Consider the following 19,305-nt stretch of genomic DNA (forward strand, 5'->3'; position numbering starts at 1 on the left):
CCGCCAGCTCTCCGCTATCGGTTCTACATGCTTAGCCAGATCTACTGAGTTAACTCCGCGCCGCCCGATTGGCAGGGTGCTTGGAGCGAGCTGTATGAGTTTTAGCCGTTACGTCTACAGCGAACTTGGCGGCGATCCTGTTCTGTCTGACGGTCAGTTCGGGTTTACAGGCATCCCCTAGTGACCGCTGGCGCCGAAGCGACCAGATGAAGGTTAGGCGGCTAGCGCGTACCCTTCGTAGTTGTCGTCGTTGGCAACTATAGGTTTGCAACAGTTTATTTACGAGTTCTGTTACCAACTCGGCATGCCCCTCAAGTTTCGTTACCGGCGTCGAATCCTAATCGGCCCCTGGTGTTGCTTGTGGTGCTGGGCGCGAGTGTACGGCCATCTTGACGCTGTGTCGATCAGTTTTTAGCCGTGCTGGTTACAAAATGTACAGCTGGCTGCGGCAGGATCGTGGGCACGATCCTGCCGCCATGGCTCAGTTGCCAGCGCCGGAGCCAGAGCCACTGGTGCCACCACTGCCGGTGCTGCCGGGGCCCTTGAGTTCCTGCAGGGCTTTGGTGGAGTGGGCGATGCAGGCCTCGGTATCGCCCGCCTGCTGTGCTTGTTTGGCCTGTTGGACGTACTCCTCGACTTTGCTCTTGGCCGGCTCGCCGAGGGTGGCCATGCTGGTGGCCATGTTGTCGTCGATTTCCTGCAGGTTGGTCTGGCACAGGTCCTGCTGGGCGAAGACGGCGGGGCTGGCGAGCAGTATCGCGGATGCGAGCAGTGCATGCACTTTCATGGTGGGTCCTCCAGTCTTGTGGACTTCCCGGGCCTGCCTGGTGGGATAGCTGAAGCGGCGGCGCCGAGTGAAGTGAACCCGTCACGGGCTCTAAAATTCGGACTGCGATCGCGCTTGAGCGTTCATCGAAATGACATCGACGAGGCGGCCCCGACATCGCTGCCGGGGCCGCATGTGGCGGGCTAGAGAGGGGCGCTGGCCTTGCCGCGGGTCACCCGATCCACCAGGTAGACCAGCCCGTGATAGTCGATCTCGCCGTGGCGCGACAGACCGATCTCGCAGGTGCGGCTGGTGGAGATGCCTTCCTCGCAGATCTGCACGGCGTTCTTCAGGCTGCGCAGTGCGTGCTCGTTCAGCTCCGGCGTGGTGAAGCCCTTGTCGCCGGCGAATCCGCAGCAGTGGATACCTTCAGGAATCACGACCTCCTTGGCGCAGCGACGGGCGATGTCGATCAGCGCCTGCGCCTCGCCCAGGTGCTGGGTGCTGCAGGTGACGTGCACGGCGATCGGCTTGTCCTGCGGGACGAAGTCCAGCTTGTCGAGCAGATGCGTGCGGATGAAGCGCACCGGGTCGTAGAGGTCCAGGCGCTGGTCGGTCAGGCCCTGGACCAGGCGCAGGGTGCAGGGGCTGGTGTCGCAGTAGATCGGGTCGAGCCCGCCGCGGCTGGCCTTGAGCAGCGCGTCGAGCATCTCCTGGCGCTTGCGTTCGCCCTGTTCGGCATAGCCCTTGGAGGCGAACGGCTGGCCGCAGCACAGGTCGTTCAACTGTTCGGGGAAGATCACCTGGTAGCCGGCCTTTTCCAGCAGGCTGCGGGTCTTGTCGAGCAGCGGCTCCTGTTCCTGATCGCGCGCCGCCGGACCCATGGCGCGGGAGACACAGGCGGCGAGATAGACCACCCGCGGGCGCTCGTCCGCAGTGGGCGGCTTGGGCAGGTGCAGGCGTTGCAGCGGCTGCGGCATCGCCGGTGTCCACTGCGGCAGGCGGCCCTTGCTGGCGCGGGTCATGGTCGCCGACAGCTTGGCCATGTTGCGGGTGCCCATGATCAGGTGCGCACCGTTGGCCACATGCAGCATGAAGCGGGTGCTCTGCACGGCGGTGGCGAAGTGCTCGGCCAGCCAGTTGGCGGTGCCGGTGCGGTTGGCCTCGCGGCCGCGCAGCTTGCGCACCAGGTCGCCGGTATTGATGCCCACCGGGCAGCGCTGGGCGCAGAGGCCGGTGGCGGCGCAGGTCTCGACGCCGTGGTAGTGGTAGAGCCGCTCGATCTCGCTGGTATCGACGCCGGCGCGCTTGCGTGCCTGGATGTCGCGCCAGATGACGATGCGTTGGCGCGGCGTCAGGGTCAGCCCGTTGGACGGGCAGACCGGCTCGCAGAAGCCGCACTCGATGCACTTGTCGACGATCTCGTCGGCGGCCGGCAGCGGCTTGAGGTTCTTCAGGTGGATGTCCGGGTCTTCGGAGAGCACCACGTCCGGGTTGAGGATGCCGGTGGGGTCGAGAAGGCGCTTGATCTTCCACATCAGCGCGTAGGCCTCGCTGCCCCATTCCAGTTCGACGAAGGGCGCCATGTTGCGCCCGGTGCCGTGCTCGGCCTTGAGCGCGCCGCCGAACTCGACGGCGACCAGCTGCGCCACTTCGCCCATGAAGCTTCGTAGCGGGCGACCTGGGCCGGATCATCGAAGCCCTGGGTGAAGACGAAGTGCAGGTTGCCCTCCAGCGCATGGCCGAAGAGGATCGCCTCGTTGTAACGGTGCTTGTCGAGCAGTTCGAGCAGGCGGTTGACGCCCTCGGCCAGGCGCTCGACCGGGAAGGTCACGTCCTCGATGATCACCGTGGTGCCGGTCTGGCGCACCGCGCCGACCGCCGGGAAGGTGTCCTTGCGGATCTTCCACAGCTGGTTGTAGACCACCGGGTCTTCGCTGAAGTCGACCTGTTTCTCCACCGGGAAATGCGCGATGGAGGCCATGATCTGGTTGATCTGCTCGTGCAGCAGCGACTGGGTCGCGGCGCGGGACTCGATCAGCAGCGCGCAGGCGGTCGGCGACAGCTCTTTCACCCATTCGGGCATGCCGGCCTTGTGCTCGACCGAGCGCAGGCTGCGGCGGTCGAGCAGCTCCACGGCGGAAACCGGTTGCTGCTTGAGCACCGGCACGGCCAGGCAGCAGTTCTCCACATCGGGGAACACCACCAGCGCGCTGGCCTTGTGCGGATGGTCCGGCACGGTGTCGTAGGTCACCGCGCTGATGAAGCCCAGCGTGCCTTCGGAACCGACCATCAGGTGGTTGAGGATATCCAGCGGCTCGTCGTAGTCGACCAGCGCATTGAGCGAGAAGCCGGTGGTGTTCTTCAGCCGGTACTTGTGGCGGATCTTCGCCGCCAGTTCGGTATTGGCGCGGGTTTCCCGGCCCAGCTCGGCCAACTGCTCGAGCAGGGTGGCATGGCTCTGGCGGAACGCGGCAACGCTGGCGGCATCCTCGCTGTCGACCACGGTGCCGTCGGCCAGCACCACGCGCAGCCCGGCGAGGGTCTTGTAGCTGTTCTGCGCGGTGCCGCAGCACATGCCGCTGGAATTGTTGGCGACGATGCCGCCGATTTTCGCGGCATTGATCGAGCCGGGTCGGGGCCGATCTTGCGCTGGAAAGGTGCCAGCACGGCGTTGGCGTTGGCGCCGATGACGCCGGGCTGCAGGCGGATCTGCTCACCGCCGTTGCGAATCTCGCGGCCGTTCCAGCTGTCGCCGAGCACGATCAGCACCGAGTCGCTGACCGCCTGGCCGGACAGGCTGGTGCCGGCGGCGCGGAAAGTCACCGGGACGTTTTCCGCGTGGGCCAGCTTGAGCAGCGCGATCACCTCAGCTTCGGATTCGACGCGCACCACCAGCTTGGGAATCAGGCGATAGAAGCTGGCGTCGGTGCCGAAGGCGAGGGTGGAAAGCGGGTCGTCGAAGCGACGACCGGCCGGGATCAGCCGCTCGACCTCGGCGAGGAACGCCGCCGGCAGCGGAGCGCGTTCGAGGGGCAGGGTGGCGTTCATGCGTCCTCCAGGATCAGCACGACCAGATCCTTCGGCCCGTGGGCGCCATAGGCCAGCACCTGCTCGATGTCGGCGGTTTTCGATGGGCCGGAAACCAGCAGCGCGTTGGTCGGCATGCCGGCGGCCCACTGGAACTTCTGCTGGATCTCGTAGAAGTTGTCGTGGATCTCGCTGGCCTTGAGGATGGCGAAGTGCACCGGTGGCACCAGACTCATCAGCCGCGGCTCCTCGCGGGTTGGCCACATGATCAGGCTGCCGGTGGAGGCGATGGCGCCGAGGGTGCCGGTGAGGCTGGCGGGGGTGTCGTTGAACAGCTCGGCCTTCCACTCCTCGACCGGGCGGTCGTAGGCCTTGAGCGCCGGCAGGCCTTCACGGCCGGCGCAATGCTCGGCGAAGCGCGCGCCGTACGGCGTGGTCGGGGCGATCAGCAGGCTCGGCAGCTGACGGTCGTGCAGCAGCTGCTCCAGCAGGGCCGGCCAGGCGGCGTCGCTGGTCAGGTGGATCTCGGTGTGCACCGCTTCCATCAGCTGGCGCAGGCGGGCGATACGCTGCTCCGGCGCATAGCTCCACGGCTGGGTGACCAGCGACTCGTCGTAGTCATCGACGATAGGCGTGGTGCCTTCCAGGCTCTTTTTCAACTTGGCGAGAATGTTGGCTTTGGCGCTCATGTCAGGCTCCCGGAAACGTCACGTTGGTGGAAAAATGCCGCGCATGTTTTCCACCCTACGAAGCCCGCTGGCCGGCGTAGGGTGGACAACGGCGCAGCCTTGTCCACGCGGGCGTTGAGGCAGCGGCGGGGGTGGTTCATCGCTTGCCCTCCAGGTGTTCTTTGGCCAACTCGTGCAGCGAGCGGGCGGCCGGTTTCGGTGCGCTGTGGTTCTGCGTCCAGGGGCCGATGTTCGATGGTGTCAGGGCGCGCAGGCGGGTGGCGAAGAAGCCGAACAGGCGGTACAGCGTCGGGCTGGTGTTGAGCAGGCGCCAGCCGGCCCAGATCAGCCGTTCCGTGCGCGAATACTTGCTGCCCTGGCCGCGCATGACCTTGTGCGGATCGTCCGGCGCCTTGACGTTTTCCTCGCGCAGGCGGCGCAGGATGGTCGGGATCGGGATCTTCACCGGGCAGACTTCACCGCAGGCGCCACACAGCGACGAGGCGCTGGGGTGGTCCGGCACCTTGTCCAGACCGACCATGTGCGGGGTGATGATCTTGCCGATCGGGCCCGGGTAGACCTCGCCATAGGTGTGGCCGCCGACGCGGGTGTACACCGGGCAGTGGTTCATGCAGGCGCCGCAGCGGATGCAGTTGAGCGTCTGGCGCAGCTCGCTGTCGGCGAAGGCCTGGCTGCGACCGTTGTCCAGCAGGATCAGATGCACTTCCTGCGGGCCGTCCAGCTCGTGCGCCTTGCGCGGGCCGGAGATCATGTTGACGTAGGTGGTGATCGGCTGGCCCAGCGCCGAGCGGGTCAGCAGCGACAGAAGCGGCACCACGTCGCGCAGATTCTCGACCACCTTCTCGATACCGGTGACGGCGATATGCACCGGCGGCACGGTGGTGCTCATGCGGCCGTTGCCTTCGTTCTCGACCAGCAGCAGGGTGCCGGTCTCGGCCACCGCGAAGTTGACCCCGGAGACGCCGATGTCGGCCTCGAAGAACTTCTGCCGCAGCGTGCGGCGGCCGATCTGGATGAGCTGGTCGACGTCCTTGGTGTACTCCACGCCGAGCTTGTCGTGGAACAAGGACGCGACCTGGCCGGCATTCTTGTGGATGGCCGGCATGATGATATGGGAAGGCTTCTCGTGGTCGAGCTGGACGATGTACTCGCCCATGTCCGATTCCAGGCTTTCGATGCCATGGCCTTCGAGGAAATGGTTCATCTCCACCTCTTCGCTGACCATCGATTTGCCCTTGATCACCTGGCGCGCCTCGTGAGCGCGGGCGATCTCGAGGACGATGGCATTCGCCTCGTCCACCGTCTCCGCCCAGTGCACCTTCACACCGTTGCGGGTCAGGTTGGCTTCCAGCCGCTCGAGCAGTTCGGGCAGCCTGGACAGTGCGCGGGCGCGGATATGGTTGCCCATCTCGCGCAGCCGCTCGCGCTCGTCGGCATCGCTGAAGGCCGCGGCGCGCTTGGTCATCAGCGAGTCCATGGCGGTGCGGAAGTTGCGCCGCAGTTGCTCGTCCTTCAGGGCCTTGCGCGCGCGGGCGCGGAAATCCGGGTCGCCGGCGTTCTCGATCTGCACGGCGTGGATGCGCTGTTCGGCGTTCATCGGGCACCTCCGGTGCGTTGCCAGAGGAAGGAGGCCAGGTGCTGGCCGCGCAGGGCTTCGTGCTGCTTCTCCAGCGAGCCGTTGATGTTCATCAGGCAGCCGCAGTCGGCGCTGACCACCTGGTGCGCGCCGGACTCCTTCAGCGCGCGGGTCTTGTCCAGCACCATGGCGCCGGAGATGTCGGGCATGCGCACGCTGAAGGTGCCGCCGAAGCCGCAGCATTCGCTCTCGTGGTCATGCTCGACGCGCTCGACCTGGCCCAGCTGGGCGAGCAGGGCGCGGCCGTGCAGGTGCGTGTTCATCTCGCGGCGGGCCGAGCAGGAGGTGTGCAGGGCGACCTTGGTCGGTGTGCCGGCATCCTTGAACTCGACCTGGCAGACGTTGAGCAGGAATTCGGCCAGTTCGAAGGTGCGCTCGGCCAGCGCCTGGGCCTGCTTCAGCGTGGCCGGTTCGTCCTTGAACAGCTCAAGGTAATGATGGCGCAGCATGCCGGCGCAGGAGCCGGACGGCACCACCACCGGCCAGTCGTTGGCGAACAGTTCCATCTGCGCACGGGCGACCTTGCGCGCCTCGTCGGTGTAGCCGGTGGTGTAGGCCGGCTGGCCGCAGCAGGTCTGGCCCTGCGGGTAGTGCACGCTCAGTCCTTCGCGTTCGAGCAGGCGGATGGCATCCAGGCCAGCCTCGGGATAGAACAGGTCCACCACGCAGGTACCGAACAGGTAGACCTGGCTCGGCTTGGCCGGGTACTCGCGTGGCTTGGGCAGCGGCGGCGCAACGCGGGTGGCGTTGGGCGCGGCGTTGTAGAAGAGTTCGCTCATCGGCTTGGTCTCCGGGTGGGCCCGGTTATCCGCAAACTGCGGGATGTTGGAAACGCTCTTGCCCCGCGCAGGCGGGGCAAGACTTCACGGTTGGATCACAGCCCGACCAGCGGGTCCGTCACGCCGATCAGGTAAATCGCGATCAGCGTCAGCAGGCCCGAGATCAGCACGTAATACAAGGTCGGCCAGACCGTCTTACGAAGCGTAGTTCCTTCGCGGCCGAGCAGCCCGACCGTGGCGGAGGCGGCCACCACGTTGTGGATGGCGACCATGTTGCCCGCCGCGGCACCCACGGCCTGGGCCGCGACGACCAGCGCGCCGGAGACGCCCAGGCTGTGCGCCACACCGTACTGGAACTGGCTGAGCATCATGTTGCTGACGGTATTGGAACCGGCGATGAAGGCGCCCAGGGCACCGACGCTCGGCGCCAGCAGCGGGTAGACCGAGCCGACGCTGTCGGCGACGAAGCGCGCCATGGTGATCGGCATGCTCGCCAGCTCGGCAGCGTTGACGCCGGAGTTGATCAGGATGCGCACCATCGGCACGGTGAACAGCAGGACGAAGCCGGCGCCAATCAATACCTTGCTCGATTCACCGACGGCCGCGGCCAGCTCGCGGGCCTTCATGCCGTGCAGGAAGAAGGTGGCCAGTACCACCAGCACCAGGATGCCGCCGGGCAGATACAGCGGCATGAAGTCGGCCTTGATGCCGGCCTCGCCGAGGATGTCCGGGAACACCAGCACGATGGACTTCATGAAGGCGCCGACTTCCGGCACCGTGCGGCTGATCACCAGCAGGGCGCCGACCAGCACGTAGGGCAGCCAGGCGCGCAGGGTGCTCATGGGCTTGGCGGTGAGTTCGTCGAGCTTCATCTCGACGCTGCCGACCCATTCGTTCGGCCAGTCCTTGGCATCGGCGAAGTCCCAGCTCTTCTTCGGCGTGAGGAAGCCGAAGTGTGCCGCCGTGGTGACGATGGCCAGGCCGATCAGGCCGCCGAGCAGCGACGGGAATTCCGGGCCGAGGAAGATGCCGGTGATCGCGTAGGGCAGGGTGAAGGCCAGGCCGGCGAAGATCGCGAACGGCAGTACCTCGAAACCAGCCTTCCAGCTTTTCTCCTTGCCGAAGAAGCGCGTCAGCATCAACGCCATGATCAGCGGCATGATGGTGCCGGTGAGGGCATGGAGAACCGCCACTTCACTGGTGATCAGTTGCAGGAAGGCCTCCCAGCTGGAACCTTGGGCGGCCAGTTGGGTGCCGAACGCGGCGCTGTCGACACCGCCGGTGACGCCGATGATGATCGGCGTGCCGACCGCACCGAAGGACACCGGGGTGGATTGCACCAGCATGCCCATCAGCACTGCGGCCAATGCCGGGAAGCCGATGGCGACCAGCAGCGGTGCCGCGATGGCGGCCGGCGTGCCGAAGCCCGAGGCACCTTCGATGAAGCAACCGAACAGCCAGGCGATGATGATCGCCTGGATGCGGCGGTCAGGGCTGATAGTGGTGAAGCCGGCGCGGATCGCGGTGATGCCGCCGGAGTGCTTGAGGGTGTTGAGCAGCAGGATGGCGCCGAAGATGATCCACAACACGCCCGCGGTAATCACCAGCCCTTGCAGGGTCGAGGCGAGCACGCGATTGAAGCTCATGTCCCAGACGAACAGGCCGATGCCGACGGTAAGCAGGTAAACCAGGGGCATGGCACGTTTGGCGGGCCAGCGCAAACCGATCAGCAGGACCGCCGCGAGGAGAATGGGGGAAAACGCGAGAAATGCGAGAAGACCGTTGGACATGGCTTCAGACTCCCGCCGTCACGAGGCGCTGATTGAAGTCCGGAAGAACTCCGGCATGGATGTTTCGCGGTGACGTCATGGGTAGTCCTCTTGTTGTTGGGATTGATCTTGTAAAGTGGTAAGACCAATTTACAGTGACGAGACGCCAGCGTAAGAGGTCGCGGCTGAATGCGTCAATTGAGGGCTTTTAGACATTGGTCTTAGCCGCTCGGCTTGCGGCCCTGAAAAGGCCCCGCTAGGCTGACGCTTCATTCAAAGTGGTCAAACCAATCTGAAGTGCGCGGGGAGCGGAATGGAAGTTGGAGTGGTACGCCAGCGCCGGCTGGCCGACGATATCGTCGCGCAGCTTGAAACCATGATTCTCGAGGGCACGCTCAAGGCTGGCGAGCGGCTGCCGGCCGAGCGTGCGCTGGCCGAGCAGTTCGGCGTGTCACGCCCATCGCTGCGCGAGGCGATCCAGAAGCTGGCAGCCAAGGGCTTGCTGGTCAGCCGGCATGGTGGCGGCAATTTCGTCGCGGAATCGCTGGGCTCCACCTTCAGCGACCCGTTGCTGCACCTGTTGGAGAACAACCGCGATGCGCAGCGCGACCTGCTGGAGTTCCGCCACACCCTGGAGGGCAGTTGCGCCTATTACGCGGCGCTGCGGGCCACCGAAGTGGACCAGCAGCGCCTGACCGAGGCCTTTGCGGCGCTGCAGGACTGCTATGACCGCGAAGGCAAGGTGACCCGTGCGGAGGAGGGGGCGGCCGATGCGCAGTTCCACCTGGCCATTGCCGAAGCCAGTCACAATGCGGTGCTGCTGCATACCATCCGCGGGCTGTTCGATCTGCTCAAGCGCAACGTGGTGACCAATATCGGCGGCATGTACGCCTTGCGCGACGAAACCCGCGACATGCTCATGAGCCAGCATCGCGAGCTGTACGAGGCGATCATGGCCAGGCGTGCGGCAGAGGCGCGCGAGGTCATCCACCGGCATATCAACTACGTGCAGGAAGTGCTCGCCGAAGGGCAGCAGGAAGCCCAGCGGCTGGCGCGTGCGCAGCGCCGCCACGGTGACCGGGTGAAGGGAGCTTAGGACCGGCGCCAGGCGCCGCTAGCGGGCGGGTTAGTCTTCCTTGCCCTTGCTGCGCATCGCACGCTGGATTTCGCGATCGGAGTCGCGTTCCTTCTCGGTGTGGCGCTTGTCGAATTCCTTCTTGCCCTTGGCCAGCGCGATTTCGCACTTGATCATGTGCTTCTTCCAGTACAGCGACAGCGCCACGCAGGCGTAGCCTTCTGCTGCACGGCGCCGAACAGCTTGCCCAGCTCGCGCTTGTTCAGCAGCAGCTTGCGGGTACGGGTCGGGTCGGCGATGACGTGAGTGCTGGCGCTGGTCAGCGGCGTGATGTGCGCACCCATCAGCCAGGCTTCACCGTCCTTGAGCAGCACGTAGCTGTCGACCAGCTGCGCCTTGCCGGCGCGCAGGCTCTTCACTTCCCAGCCGGCCAGGACGAGGCCCGCCTCGAATTTCTGCTCGATGAAGTAGTCGTGTAGCGCCTTCTTGTTCAGCGCGATGGTCCCGGGGGACTGTTTCTTCTGTTTGGCCATAGGGGCGGCATTATAGGGAGTCCCGTTGCGGCTGGCGACAGGCTGCACGTGGCGGAGAGGAGGAAACTTGAGGGGCCGGCACATATCCCCGACAATGTGCCGGCTTTTGCGCCGAGCCGGCTGCTGTCGGTGCCTTCGGGTGCGGTTGCGATGCCGGCAGCGCCAGGGCCGTTCAGCTTGGCGCCCATCGAAATGACGAAGTAGAAGGTCTGCATGACGACGCATATTCAACGCTCGGCGCTGCTGCCGTATCCGGCGCAGGCGCTGTTCGACATGGTCAACGACGTAGCCAGCTATCCGCAGTTCCTGCCCTGGTGTTCGGCGACCGAGGTGCTGTCCAGCAGCGACACCGAGATGCAGGCCAGCATGACCGTGGCCAAGGCGGGCTTGAGCCAGCGCTTCATGACGCGCAATGCCCTGCAGGGCGGCAAGCGGATCGAGATGACGCTCGAGGAAGGGCCGTTCAGTCATCTACATGGCATCTGGGAGTTCAAGGCGCTGGGCGAGAAAGCCTGCAAGATCAGCCTCGACCTGACCTTCGATTACGCCGGGCCGGTGGTCAAGGCCACCCTCGGCCCCTTGTTCAATCAGGCCGCCAATACGTTGGTGGATGCGTTCTGTGCACGGGCGAAGCAACTCTATGGATAAGCAGCCGATTGCCGTCGAAATCGTTTATGCGCTGGCCGACAAGCAGAAATTGCTGCGGCTGAGCGTGCCTGCGGGGACCACGGTGCGTGATGCCGCGCTGCGCTCGGGAATGGAGGCGCATTTTCCCGGCCTGGACTTGGCCAGCGCGCCGCTGGGCATCTTCGGCAAGGCGGTGCCCAAGCCGGATGAGCGGGTGCTGGAGGATGGCGAGCGCGTGGAAATCTATCGCCCGCTGATCGCCGATCCGAAGGAGGCGCGCAAGCAGCGGGCCGCGCGGGCGGCAAAGAAGACGGAAGAATCCTGAGGCCGCGAGGCCATTGACGAAAGAGCCCGGGCTGGCCCGGGCTTCGTTCATTCGGTTTCCAGCGGTTCGGGAATCGGCACCGGCACGGCTTCGGCTTCGTCGACTTCGCGCTGGATCTGCTCCTGCAGCGAGCCCGGCGCCGGGCGCTCCTGGGCTTCCTGGCGCTCGCTGCTCGGCGCCGTGACGGTACCCGGTTGCTGGCGTCCGAGGATCTGCTCGTCGCGGCTGACACCGGGCATGAAATCGCCGGCCAGGCCGACGAGTTGATCGGCACTGTTGAAGACCAGGCTCACGCGTTCTTGCTGGCGCTGGCTGCCGCCGGGTTGAATGCTGTACAGGTAATCCCAGCGGTTGGCGTGGAAGGTATCGGTAATCAGCGGATTGCCCATAATAAACCGCACCTGCTGACGGGTCATTCCGGGGCGCAACTGGTCTATCATGTCCTGCGTGACGACATTGCCCTGTTGAATGTCGACCTTGTAAACCCCGGGGAATGAACAACCGGCGAGTGCGAACAGGCCCACGAAGGTGAGGCTGGCCAGCATGAGCTTGGTGTTTTGCATCGGTGGGTGACTTCCACTATCTTGGCTGGGCAAAGAACCCGGATCATACCCGTATTGAAGGAGGCTGCGAAACAGCAGCAGCGAGAAAGCCAACCATGGTTGAAAATAACGAACTACGTAAAGCGGGTCTGAAAGTTACCCTGCCGCGGGTCAAGATTCTGCAGATGCTGGACACTACCGATCGTCGTCACATGAGCGCCGAAGATGTCTACAAGGCGCTGATGGAGGCGGGCGAGGACGTCGGGCTGGCAACGGTCTATCGTGTACTGACGCAGTTCGAGGCGGCCGGCCTGGTAGTTCGGCACAACTTCGATGGCGGGCATGCGGTCTTCGAACTGGCCGACAGCGGGCATCACGATCATATGGTCTGTGTCGATAGCGGGGATGTCATCGAGTTCTTCGACCCCGATATCGAGAAGCTGCAGAAAGAGATCGTCAAGCGGCACGGTTATGAGCTGGTGGATCACAATCTGGTGCTCTACGTACGCAAGAAGAGCTGATCTTCCGGCGACATGAAAAAGGCGACCCTCGGGTCGCCTTTTTCATGTCGTCCTGCCTGGTGCTCAGGCTTGCGCCGCGCCGACCATCTGCCGGGCATGGGCCAGCGATTGCTCGGTCAGGTCGACACCGCCGAGCATGCGTGCGATCTCCTCGATGCGGCCGCCGTGGTCCAGTTCGGCGACCGCGGTGCGGGTCTCGTCGCTGCCGCGGGCCTTGTGCACGAACAGGTGGTGATGGCCCTGGGCGGCGACCTGTGGCAGGTGGGTGACGGTCAGCACCTGGCCGCGTTCGCCGAGCCGGCGCAGTAGCTGGCCGACGATTTCCGCCGTGGGGCCGCCGATGCCGACGTCGACTTCGTCGAATACCAGCGTCGGTACGCGAGACGTCTGCGCGGTGATCACCTGGATCGCCAGGCTGATGCGCGACAGCTCGCCGCCGGAGGCGACCTTGGCCAGCGGGCGGAGCGGCTGGCCTGGGTTGGCGCTGACCAGAAATTCCACCTGTTCCAGGCCAAAGCTGGTACTCGCCCTCGGCGGCGGGCTTGAGTTGCACGCTGAACCTGCCGCCTGGCATGCCCAGGCGCTGGATTTCCGCTTCCACGGCGGCGGCCAGCCGTTCGGCTGCGGCCTGGCGGATGAGGCTCAGTTCGCCGGCCTTCTCTTCATAGTGGCGCGCATAGGCGGCCAGCTCTTCGCCGAGGCGTTCGACGGCTTCGTCGTCGGCGTTGAGGTTCTCCAGTTCGTCGAGCAACTGCTGATGCAGCCCCGGCAGTTCGGGCGGCTGCACGCGGTGCTTGCGCGCCAGGGTATAGATGGTGTCCAGGCGCTCCTCCAGCATCTGCTGGCGCTCGGGATCGGCATCGAAGTGGTCGACGAAGCGATTCAGTTCGCCCATGGCTTCCTCGACCTGGATCTGCGCGCTGGCCAGCAGGTTGACCGCCTCGGCCAGCGCGCCGGGCTGATTCTGGAAGGCGGCCAGGCGTTGCAGACTGGCGGTCAGCGCGGACAGCACGTTGCCGGCATCGCTCTCGCTGCACAGCTCCATGACCTGGCGGCAGGCGCCGAGCAACTGCTCGGCGCTGGCCAGGTTCTTGTGTTCGTGTTCCAGCTGTTCCAGTTCGTGCTCGCCGAGGGCCAGGTTCTCCAGTTCCTCCAGCTGATAGCTGAGCAGTTGGTGGCGTGCGCGCTGTTCGTCGCTGCTGTTGCTCAGGCGCTCCAGGCTCTGGCGGGTCTGGCGCCAGCGCTGCGCGGCCAGCTGCACCTGGCGGGCCAGCTCCTGGCTGCCGCTGTATTCGTCGAGCAGGCGCCGGTGGGTGTCGGCCTTGAGCAGCGACTGGTGCTCGTGCTGGCTGTGGATGTCGATCAGCAGCTCGCCCAGCGCCTTGAGGTCGCCCTGGGGGCAGGGTGTACCGTTGATGTAGCCGCGCGAGCGGCCTTCGGCGGTGATCACCCGGCGCAGGATGCAGGGGCCTTCGCTGTCCATGTCCCGTTCGGCCAGCCAGGCGCGGGCGTCGGGGATGTCGTCCAGGTCGAAGCTGGCGAGGATGTCGGCCTTGTCCGCGCCGATGCGCACCACGCTGCTGTCGGCGCGGTCGCCCAGGGTCAGGCCGAGGGCGTCGAGCATGATCGACTTGCCCGCGCCGGTCTCGCCGCTGATGACGCTCATGCCGCGTTTGAGCTCGAGATCCAGGTGTTCGACGATGGCGTAGTTGTGGACCGACAGATGAACCAGCATGGCGAGGCTCCCAGAGTGCTTGGCTGGTTATTTATACAGTAGTTTTTCGAGCGGCCACAAGCCTCAAATAAAAGCGAGAAAAGCAGCCTGAAGCTGCAAACCATAAGCGGGCCCTGGACAGCTGTAGGTCGGGTCACGCTTCATCGGCTCGACGAGTGGGGCCACGGTGGATGTAAAAAGCGACATCCACCCTACGCTGGCTTGCAGTTGCCGTTCTCCCCCTTGAACCAGGATTCCGCGCCCCCATATAGCCGCACAAGCGCGGGTTTGCCGCCCGCTGATCGTACGAAGAGGAGGAGCGCATGGCCGACGAGCAGAACCTGGATAACCAGACCCCCGAAACGCCGGAGAACGCCGAAACCGAAGTGGCCGAAGACCTGGCTGCTCGGGTGCAGTCGCTGGAGGAGCAGCTGGCTGCGGCGCAGGATCAGTCCCTGCGGGTGGCTGCCGAGCTGCAGAACATCCGTCGCCGTGCCGAGCAGGACGTGGAGAAGGCGCACAAGTTCGCCCTGGAAAAGTTCGCCGGTGACCTGCTGGCCGTGGCCGACAGCCTGGAGCGCGGTCTCGAGCTGTCGAACCCGGACGACGAGGCGGTCAAGCCGATGCGCGAAGGTGTCGAGCTGACCCTCAAGCTGCTGCTCGACACCCTGGCGCGCCACCAGTTGGAACAGCTCGACCCGCATGGCGAGCCGTTCAATCCGGAGCACCACCAGGCCATGGCCATGGAAGAAAGCACCCACGTCGAGCCGGGCAGCGTGCTCAAGGTGTTCCAGAAGGGGTACCTGCTCAATGGCCGCCTGTTGCGCCCGGCGATGGTCGTGGTCAGCAAGGCGCCGGCAGAGGCGACGCCTTCGATCGACGAGAAGGCTTGAATTCCGGCTGCCAGACCCCATCTGGTAGCCAAGCGTTTTTGTGTTACCCGCGGCCGGTAAAGCAGGCGCGGACCAATCGAAATTTCGGAGAGAGAATTAAATGGGCAAGATCATCGGTATCGACCTGGGGACCACCAACTCCTGCGTCTCCATCCTGGAAAACGGCAACGTCAAGGTCATCGAGAACGCCGAAGGCGGCCGTACCACCCCATCCATCATCGCCTACACCAACGACGGCGAGACCCTGGTCGGTCAGTCCGCCAAGCGCCAGGCGGTCACCAACCCGCAGAACACCCTGTACGCGGTCAAGCGCCTGATCGGCCGCCGTTTCGAAGAAGACGTCGTGCAGAAGGACATCAAGATGGTGCCCTACAGCATCGTCAAGGCCGATAACGGTGATGCCTGGGTGGAAGTGAAGGGCCAGAAGATGGCGCCTCCGCAGATTTCCGCCGAAGTGCTGAAAAAGATGAAGAAGACCGCCGAGGACTATCTGGGCGAGGCCGTGACCGAGGCGGTGATTACCGTGCCGGCCTACTTCAACGACAGCCAGCGCCAGGCCACCAAGGACGCCGGTCGCATCGCCGGCCTGGACGTCAAGCGCATCATCAACGAGCCGACCGCGGCGGCGCTGGCCTACGGCATGGACAAGGCCAAGGGCGACCACACCGTGATCGTCTATGACCTGGGCGGCGGTACCTTCGACGTGTCGGTGATCGAGATCGCCGAGGTCGACGGCGAGCACCAGTTCGAGGTGCTGGCCACCAACGGCGACACCTTCCTCGGTGGCGAGGACTTCGACATCCGCCTGATCGACTACCTCGTCGACGAGTTCAAGAAAGAAAGCGGCATGAACCTCAAGGGCGACCCGCTGGCCATGCAGCGCCTGAAGGAAGCCGCCGAGAAGGCCAAGATCGAGCTGTCCTCCAGCCAGCAGACCGACGTCAACCTGCCGTACATCACCGCCGACGCGTCCGGTCCGAAGCACCTCAACGTGAAGATCTCCCGCGCCAAGCTGGAATCGCTGGTCGAGGACCTGGTCGAGCGCACCATCGAGCCCTGCCGCCTTGCCCTCAAGGACGCCGGCATCGACGCCTCGAAGATCGACGACGTGATTCTGGTCGGTGGCCAGACCCGCATGCCGCTGGTGCAGCAGAAGGTCGCCGAGTTCTTCGGCAAGGAAGCGCGCAAGGACGTCAACCCGGACGAAGCCGTGGCCATGGGTGCCGCCATCCAGGGCGCCGTGCTGGCCGGTGACGTCAAGGACGTGCTGCTGCTGGACGTCTCCCCGCTGACCCTGGGCATCGAGACCCTCGGTGGCGTGATGACCCCGCTGATCGAGAAGAACACCACCATCCCGACCAAGAAGTCGCAGGTGTTCTCCACCGCCGACGACAACCAGAGCGCGGTGACCATCCACGTGCTGCAGGGCGAGCGCAAGCAGGCCGCGCAGAACAAGTCGCTGGGCCGCTTCGACCTGGCCGAGATCCCGCCGGCGCCGCGTGGCATGCCGCAGATCGAAGTCACCTTCGACATCGACGCCAACGGCATCCTGCACGTGTCCGCCAAGGACAAGGCCACCGGCAAGCAGCAGTCCATCGTGATCAAGGCCAACTCCGGCCTGTCCGAGGAGGAAATCGAGCAGATGGTGCGTGACGCCGAGGCCAACGCCGAGGAAGACCGCAAGTTCGAGGAACTGGTGACCGCGCGCAACCAGGGTGATCAACTGGTCCACGCCACCCGCAAGATGCTGACTGAGGCCGGCGACAAGGCCAGCGACGACGACAAGAGCGCGATCGAGAAGGCCCTCGGCGAACTGGAACTGGCCATCAAGGGCGACGACAAGGCCGAGATCGAAGCCAAGATCGCTGCGGTGTCCCAGGCTTCCACGCCGCTGGCGCAGAAGATGTACGCCGAGCAGGCGCAGGCGGGCGAAGGCCAGCCGGCGGACGACAAGGCTCAGGCCGGCGACGACGTGGTCGATGCCGAGTTCGAAGAGGTCAAGGACAACAAGTAAGCCCCGGCTTGCTTCCGCTCCAGCCCGCCCCGACTCCGCTCGGGCGGGCATGACCGCTGCGCGGGGGCTTGCTCCCGCGTCGGCGTGTCTGGAGGGCACGAATTTGAGGGTTCAGGACAGTTATGGCCAAACGTGATTTTTACGAGGTGCTGGGGGTCGAGCGCGGCGCCAGCGAGGCGGAGCTGAAGAAGGCGTACCGCCGTCTCGCGATGAAGCATCACCCCGACCGCAATCCGGGCGACAAGGCGGCGGAGGAGGCATTCAAGGAGGCCAACGAGGCCTACGAGGTGCTTTCCGACCCCAGCAAGCGCGCCGCCTACGACCAGTACGGGCATGCCGGCGTCGATCCGCAGATGGGCGCGGGCGCGGCGGGTGCCGGTTATGGCGGCGCCAACTTCTCCGACATCTTCGGTGACGTCTTCAGCGACTTCTTCAGCGGTGGGCGCGGCAGCGCGCGTGGCGGCGCCCAGCGCGGCAGCGACCTGCGCTACACCCTGGAACTGGATCTGGAAGAGGCGGTGCGCGGCACCACCGTGACCATCCGCGTGCCGACCCTGGTCGAGTGCAAGGTTTGCGACGGCTCCGGCGCCAAGAAGGGCACCAGTCCGGTGACCTGTACCACCTGCGGCGGCATCGGCCAGGTACGCATGCAGCAGGGCTTTTTCTCGGTGCAGCAGACCTGCCCGCGCTGCCATGGCAGCGGCAAGATGATTTCCGACCCCTGCGGCAACTGCCATGGCCAGGGTCGCGTGGAAGAGCAGAAGACGCTGTCGGTCAAGGTGCCGCCGGGCGTCGACACCGGCGACCGCATCCGCCTCTCCGGCGAGGGCGAGGCCGGCACCCAGGGCGGGCCGGCGGGCGACCTCTACGTGGTGGTCAACGTGCGCGAGCACGCGATCTTCCAGCGCGATGGCAAGCACCTGTACTGCGAGGTGCCGATCAGCTTCGCCGATGCGGCGCTGGGCGGCGAGCTGGAAGTGCCGACGCTGGATGGCCGGGTCAAACTGAAGATTCCGGAGGGCACCCAGACCGGCAAGCAGTTCCGTCTGCGCGGCAAGGGCGTCGCGCCGGTGCGTGGTGGTGCGGCAGGCGACCTGATGTGCCGGGTCGTGGTGGAAACGCCGGTCAATCTGAGCAAGCGCCAGCGCGAGATGCTCGAGGAGTTCCGCGGCACGCTGCAGGGCGATACTTCCCATTCGCCCCGGGCCAGCGGCTGGTTCGAGGGCGTGAAACGCTTTTTCGGTGATGTTTAAACGAGCTGGAAGCTCTCCGGGTTCTGCTTCCGGCTTCTGGCTTTCAGCTTGGAGCTGACTTTTTATGCGACGTATTGCAGTGATGGGCGCCGCGGGGCGCATGGGCAAGACCTTGATCGAGGCGGTGCAGCAGACCGGCGGTGCCGCCGGCCTGACCGCGGCGATCGACCGTCCGGACAGCACCCTGGTCGGTGCGGACGCAGGCGAATTGGCTGCGATCGGCCGTTTGGGTGTGCCGCTGACGGGTGACGTTGCCAAGGCGGTCGACGAGTTCGACGTGCTGATCGACTTCACCCATCCCTCGGTGACCCTGAAGAACCTCGAGGTCTGCCGTCGCGCCGGCAAGGCCATGGTGATCGGCACCACCGGCTTTTCCGTGGAAGAGAAGGAGCGCCTGGCCGCCGCGGCCAGGGAAATCCCGATCGTCTTCGCCGCCAACTTCAGCGTTGGCGTCAATCTGTGCCTGAAGCTGCTGGATACCGCGGCACGCGTGCTGGGTGACGATGTGGATATCGAGATCATCGAGGCGCATCACCGGCACAAGGTCGATGCGCCGTCCGGCACAGCCCTGCGCATGGGGGAAGTGGTGGCCGATGCGCTTGGGCGTGACCTGCAGAAAGTCGCCATCTACGGCCGCGAAGGGCAGACCGGGGCGCGCCAGCGCGAAACCATCGGCTTCGCCACCGTGCGCGCCGGGGATGTGGTCGGCGACCACACCGTGCTCTTCGCCGCCGAAGGCGAGCGCGTCGAGATCACCCACAAGGCCTCCAGCCGAATGACCTTCGCCAAGGGCGCGGTCCGCGCGGCTTTGTGGCTCGACCAGAAGCCGGCCGGCCTGTATGACATGCAGGATGTGCTGGGGCTGAAGTAGCGAAAAACAGCCGTTCGCAAAGCGGCAGATACTCCCCCGAACCGGTAGGAGGTGTGTCCTCGCGACAATTGCCGGTCGCAGGCCTGCCAAGGCTCAAAGCATCGCCCCGAGGTCGGGCCTCCCACGAAAGCAGCCGGTGCCGCACCGGACCCTGTGGAGGCGCGCCTTCGGCGATTGCGGTCCGCAGGCCTGCCTGAGGCCTGAGTAGGTTGGCGTAACGGGCACGGCATTGATGGTGCCTACGCTCTGCGTGGGTACAAGACGCGGA

The 19,305-nt window shown here is 65.3% G+C and carries 15 protein-coding genes, 1 other RNA gene and 3 pseudogenes; 8 read left to right on the forward strand and 11 right to left on the reverse strand.

Annotated elements, in window-relative coordinates; genetic code table 11:
• The 8 genes and pseudogenes from ssrA to BAY1663_RS18305 all read right to left on the reverse strand — a co-directional run.
• Positions 1–349: a transfer-messenger RNA gene (ssrA, locus tag BAY1663_RS24100) on the reverse strand; the annotation flags it as partial.
• 132 nt (positions 350–481) lie between these two features.
• The gene (locus tag BAY1663_RS18280) at positions 482–787 is read right to left on the reverse strand and encodes a hypothetical protein (RefSeq protein WP_037043463.1); all 306 of its coding nucleotides are present in this window, start codon (positions 785–787) and stop codon (positions 482–484) included.
• A gap of 182 nt (positions 788–969) precedes the next feature.
• A complete protein-coding gene (locus BAY1663_RS26045) occupies positions 970–1,827 on the reverse strand; it encodes a (Fe-S)-binding protein (protein ID WP_371257636.1) in 858 nt (285 codons plus the stop codon).
• Positions 1,828–1,829: 2 nt separating this feature from the next.
• Positions 1,830–3,817, reverse strand: a pseudogene (locus tag BAY1663_RS18285) (FAD-binding oxidoreductase).
• Entirely contained in the window at positions 3,814–4,485 is a 672-nt protein-coding gene (locus tag BAY1663_RS18290; protein WP_037043467.1) for a lactate utilization protein, read from the reverse strand. The pseudogene BAY1663_RS18285 and the gene BAY1663_RS18290 overlap by 4 nt, the downstream one beginning before the upstream one ends.
• A gap of 136 nt (positions 4,486–4,621) precedes the next feature.
• On the reverse strand, positions 4,622–6,082 hold the full coding sequence (locus tag BAY1663_RS18295) for a LutB/LldF family L-lactate oxidation iron-sulfur protein (protein WP_037043470.1): 1,461 nt from the start codon (positions 6,080–6,082) through the stop codon (positions 4,622–4,624).
• Positions 6,079–6,900, reverse strand: coding sequence for a (Fe-S)-binding protein (locus BAY1663_RS18300; protein ID WP_037043473.1), 822 nt, complete (start codon positions 6,898–6,900; stop codon positions 6,079–6,081). The genes BAY1663_RS18295 and BAY1663_RS18300 overlap by 4 nt, the downstream gene beginning before the upstream one ends.
• Positions 6,901–6,995: 95 nt before the next feature.
• Positions 6,996–8,690, reverse strand: a complete 1,695-nt coding sequence (locus BAY1663_RS18305) for an L-lactate permease (RefSeq protein ID WP_037043476.1) — start codon at positions 8,688–8,690, stop codon at positions 6,996–6,998.
• A gap of 292 nt (positions 8,691–8,982) precedes the next feature.
• Here BAY1663_RS18305 and BAY1663_RS18310 point away from each other — a divergent pair, with 292 nt between their 5' ends.
• On the forward strand, positions 8,983–9,765 hold the full coding sequence (locus BAY1663_RS18310; RefSeq protein ID WP_037043480.1) for a GntR family transcriptional regulator: 783 nt from the start codon (positions 8,983–8,985) through the stop codon (positions 9,763–9,765).
• A gap of 30 nt (positions 9,766–9,795) precedes the next feature.
• On the opposite strand, the pseudogene smpB reads toward BAY1663_RS18310, so the two are convergent.
• A pseudogene (gene smpB, locus BAY1663_RS18315) lies at positions 9,796–10,277 on the reverse strand (SsrA-binding protein SmpB).
• A 213-nt stretch (positions 10,278–10,490) separates the two neighbouring features.
• Between smpB and BAY1663_RS18320 the strand changes: the two are divergent.
• The gene (locus tag BAY1663_RS18320; protein WP_037043483.1) at positions 10,491–10,925 is read left to right on the forward strand and encodes a type II toxin-antitoxin system RatA family toxin; all 435 of its coding nucleotides are present in this window, start codon (positions 10,491–10,493) and stop codon (positions 10,923–10,925) included.
• Positions 10,918–11,229, forward strand: a complete 312-nt coding sequence (locus BAY1663_RS18325; protein WP_037043486.1) for an RnfH family protein — start codon at positions 10,918–10,920, stop codon at positions 11,227–11,229. The genes BAY1663_RS18320 and BAY1663_RS18325 overlap by 8 nt, the downstream gene beginning before the upstream one ends.
• A gap of 47 nt (positions 11,230–11,276) precedes the next feature.
• Here the strand turns inward: BAY1663_RS18325 and BAY1663_RS18330 are convergent, their stop codons facing one another.
• Positions 11,277–11,792, reverse strand: a complete 516-nt coding sequence (locus BAY1663_RS18330) for an outer membrane protein assembly factor BamE (protein ID WP_037043489.1) — start codon at positions 11,790–11,792, stop codon at positions 11,277–11,279.
• A gap of 95 nt (positions 11,793–11,887) precedes the next feature.
• On the opposite strand from BAY1663_RS18330, the gene fur reads away from it, so the two are divergent.
• A complete protein-coding gene (gene fur, locus BAY1663_RS18335; protein ID WP_037043491.1) occupies positions 11,888–12,292 on the forward strand; it encodes a ferric iron uptake transcriptional regulator in 405 nt (134 codons plus the stop codon).
• Between the two features lie 63 nt (positions 12,293–12,355).
• On the opposite strand, the pseudogene recN reads toward fur, so the two are convergent.
• Positions 12,356–14,027 (reverse strand): annotated as a pseudogene (recN, locus tag BAY1663_RS18340) (DNA repair protein RecN).
• A 302-nt stretch (positions 14,028–14,329) separates the two neighbouring features.
• Between recN and grpE the strand changes: the two are divergent.
• The 4 genes from grpE (at position 14,330) to dapB (ending at position 19,037) form a co-directional block, all read left to right on the forward strand.
• Positions 14,330–14,899: a nucleotide exchange factor GrpE gene (gene grpE, locus BAY1663_RS18345; RefSeq protein ID WP_037043497.1), complete on the forward strand. Its 570-nt coding sequence runs from the start codon at positions 14,330–14,332 to the stop codon at positions 14,897–14,899.
• Between the two features lie 100 nt (positions 14,900–14,999).
• Complete coding sequence (dnaK, locus tag BAY1663_RS18350; protein WP_037043501.1) at positions 15,000–16,913, forward strand: molecular chaperone DnaK; 1,914 nt, start codon at positions 15,000–15,002, stop codon at positions 16,911–16,913.
• Between the two features lie 122 nt (positions 16,914–17,035).
• A complete protein-coding gene (dnaJ, locus tag BAY1663_RS18355; protein ID WP_037043504.1) occupies positions 17,036–18,166 on the forward strand; it encodes a molecular chaperone DnaJ in 1,131 nt (376 codons plus the stop codon).
• A 64-nt stretch (positions 18,167–18,230) separates the two neighbouring features.
• Positions 18,231–19,037: a 4-hydroxy-tetrahydrodipicolinate reductase gene (gene dapB, locus BAY1663_RS18360; RefSeq protein ID WP_037043507.1), complete on the forward strand. Its 807-nt coding sequence runs from the start codon at positions 18,231–18,233 to the stop codon at positions 19,035–19,037.
• Positions 19,038–19,305: the final 268 nt, after the last annotated feature.

The organism is Pseudomonas sp. BAY1663, from assembly GCF_000582595.1.
Classification (GTDB): Bacteria; Pseudomonadota; Gammaproteobacteria; order Pseudomonadales; family Pseudomonadaceae; genus Stutzerimonas; species Stutzerimonas stutzeri_AF.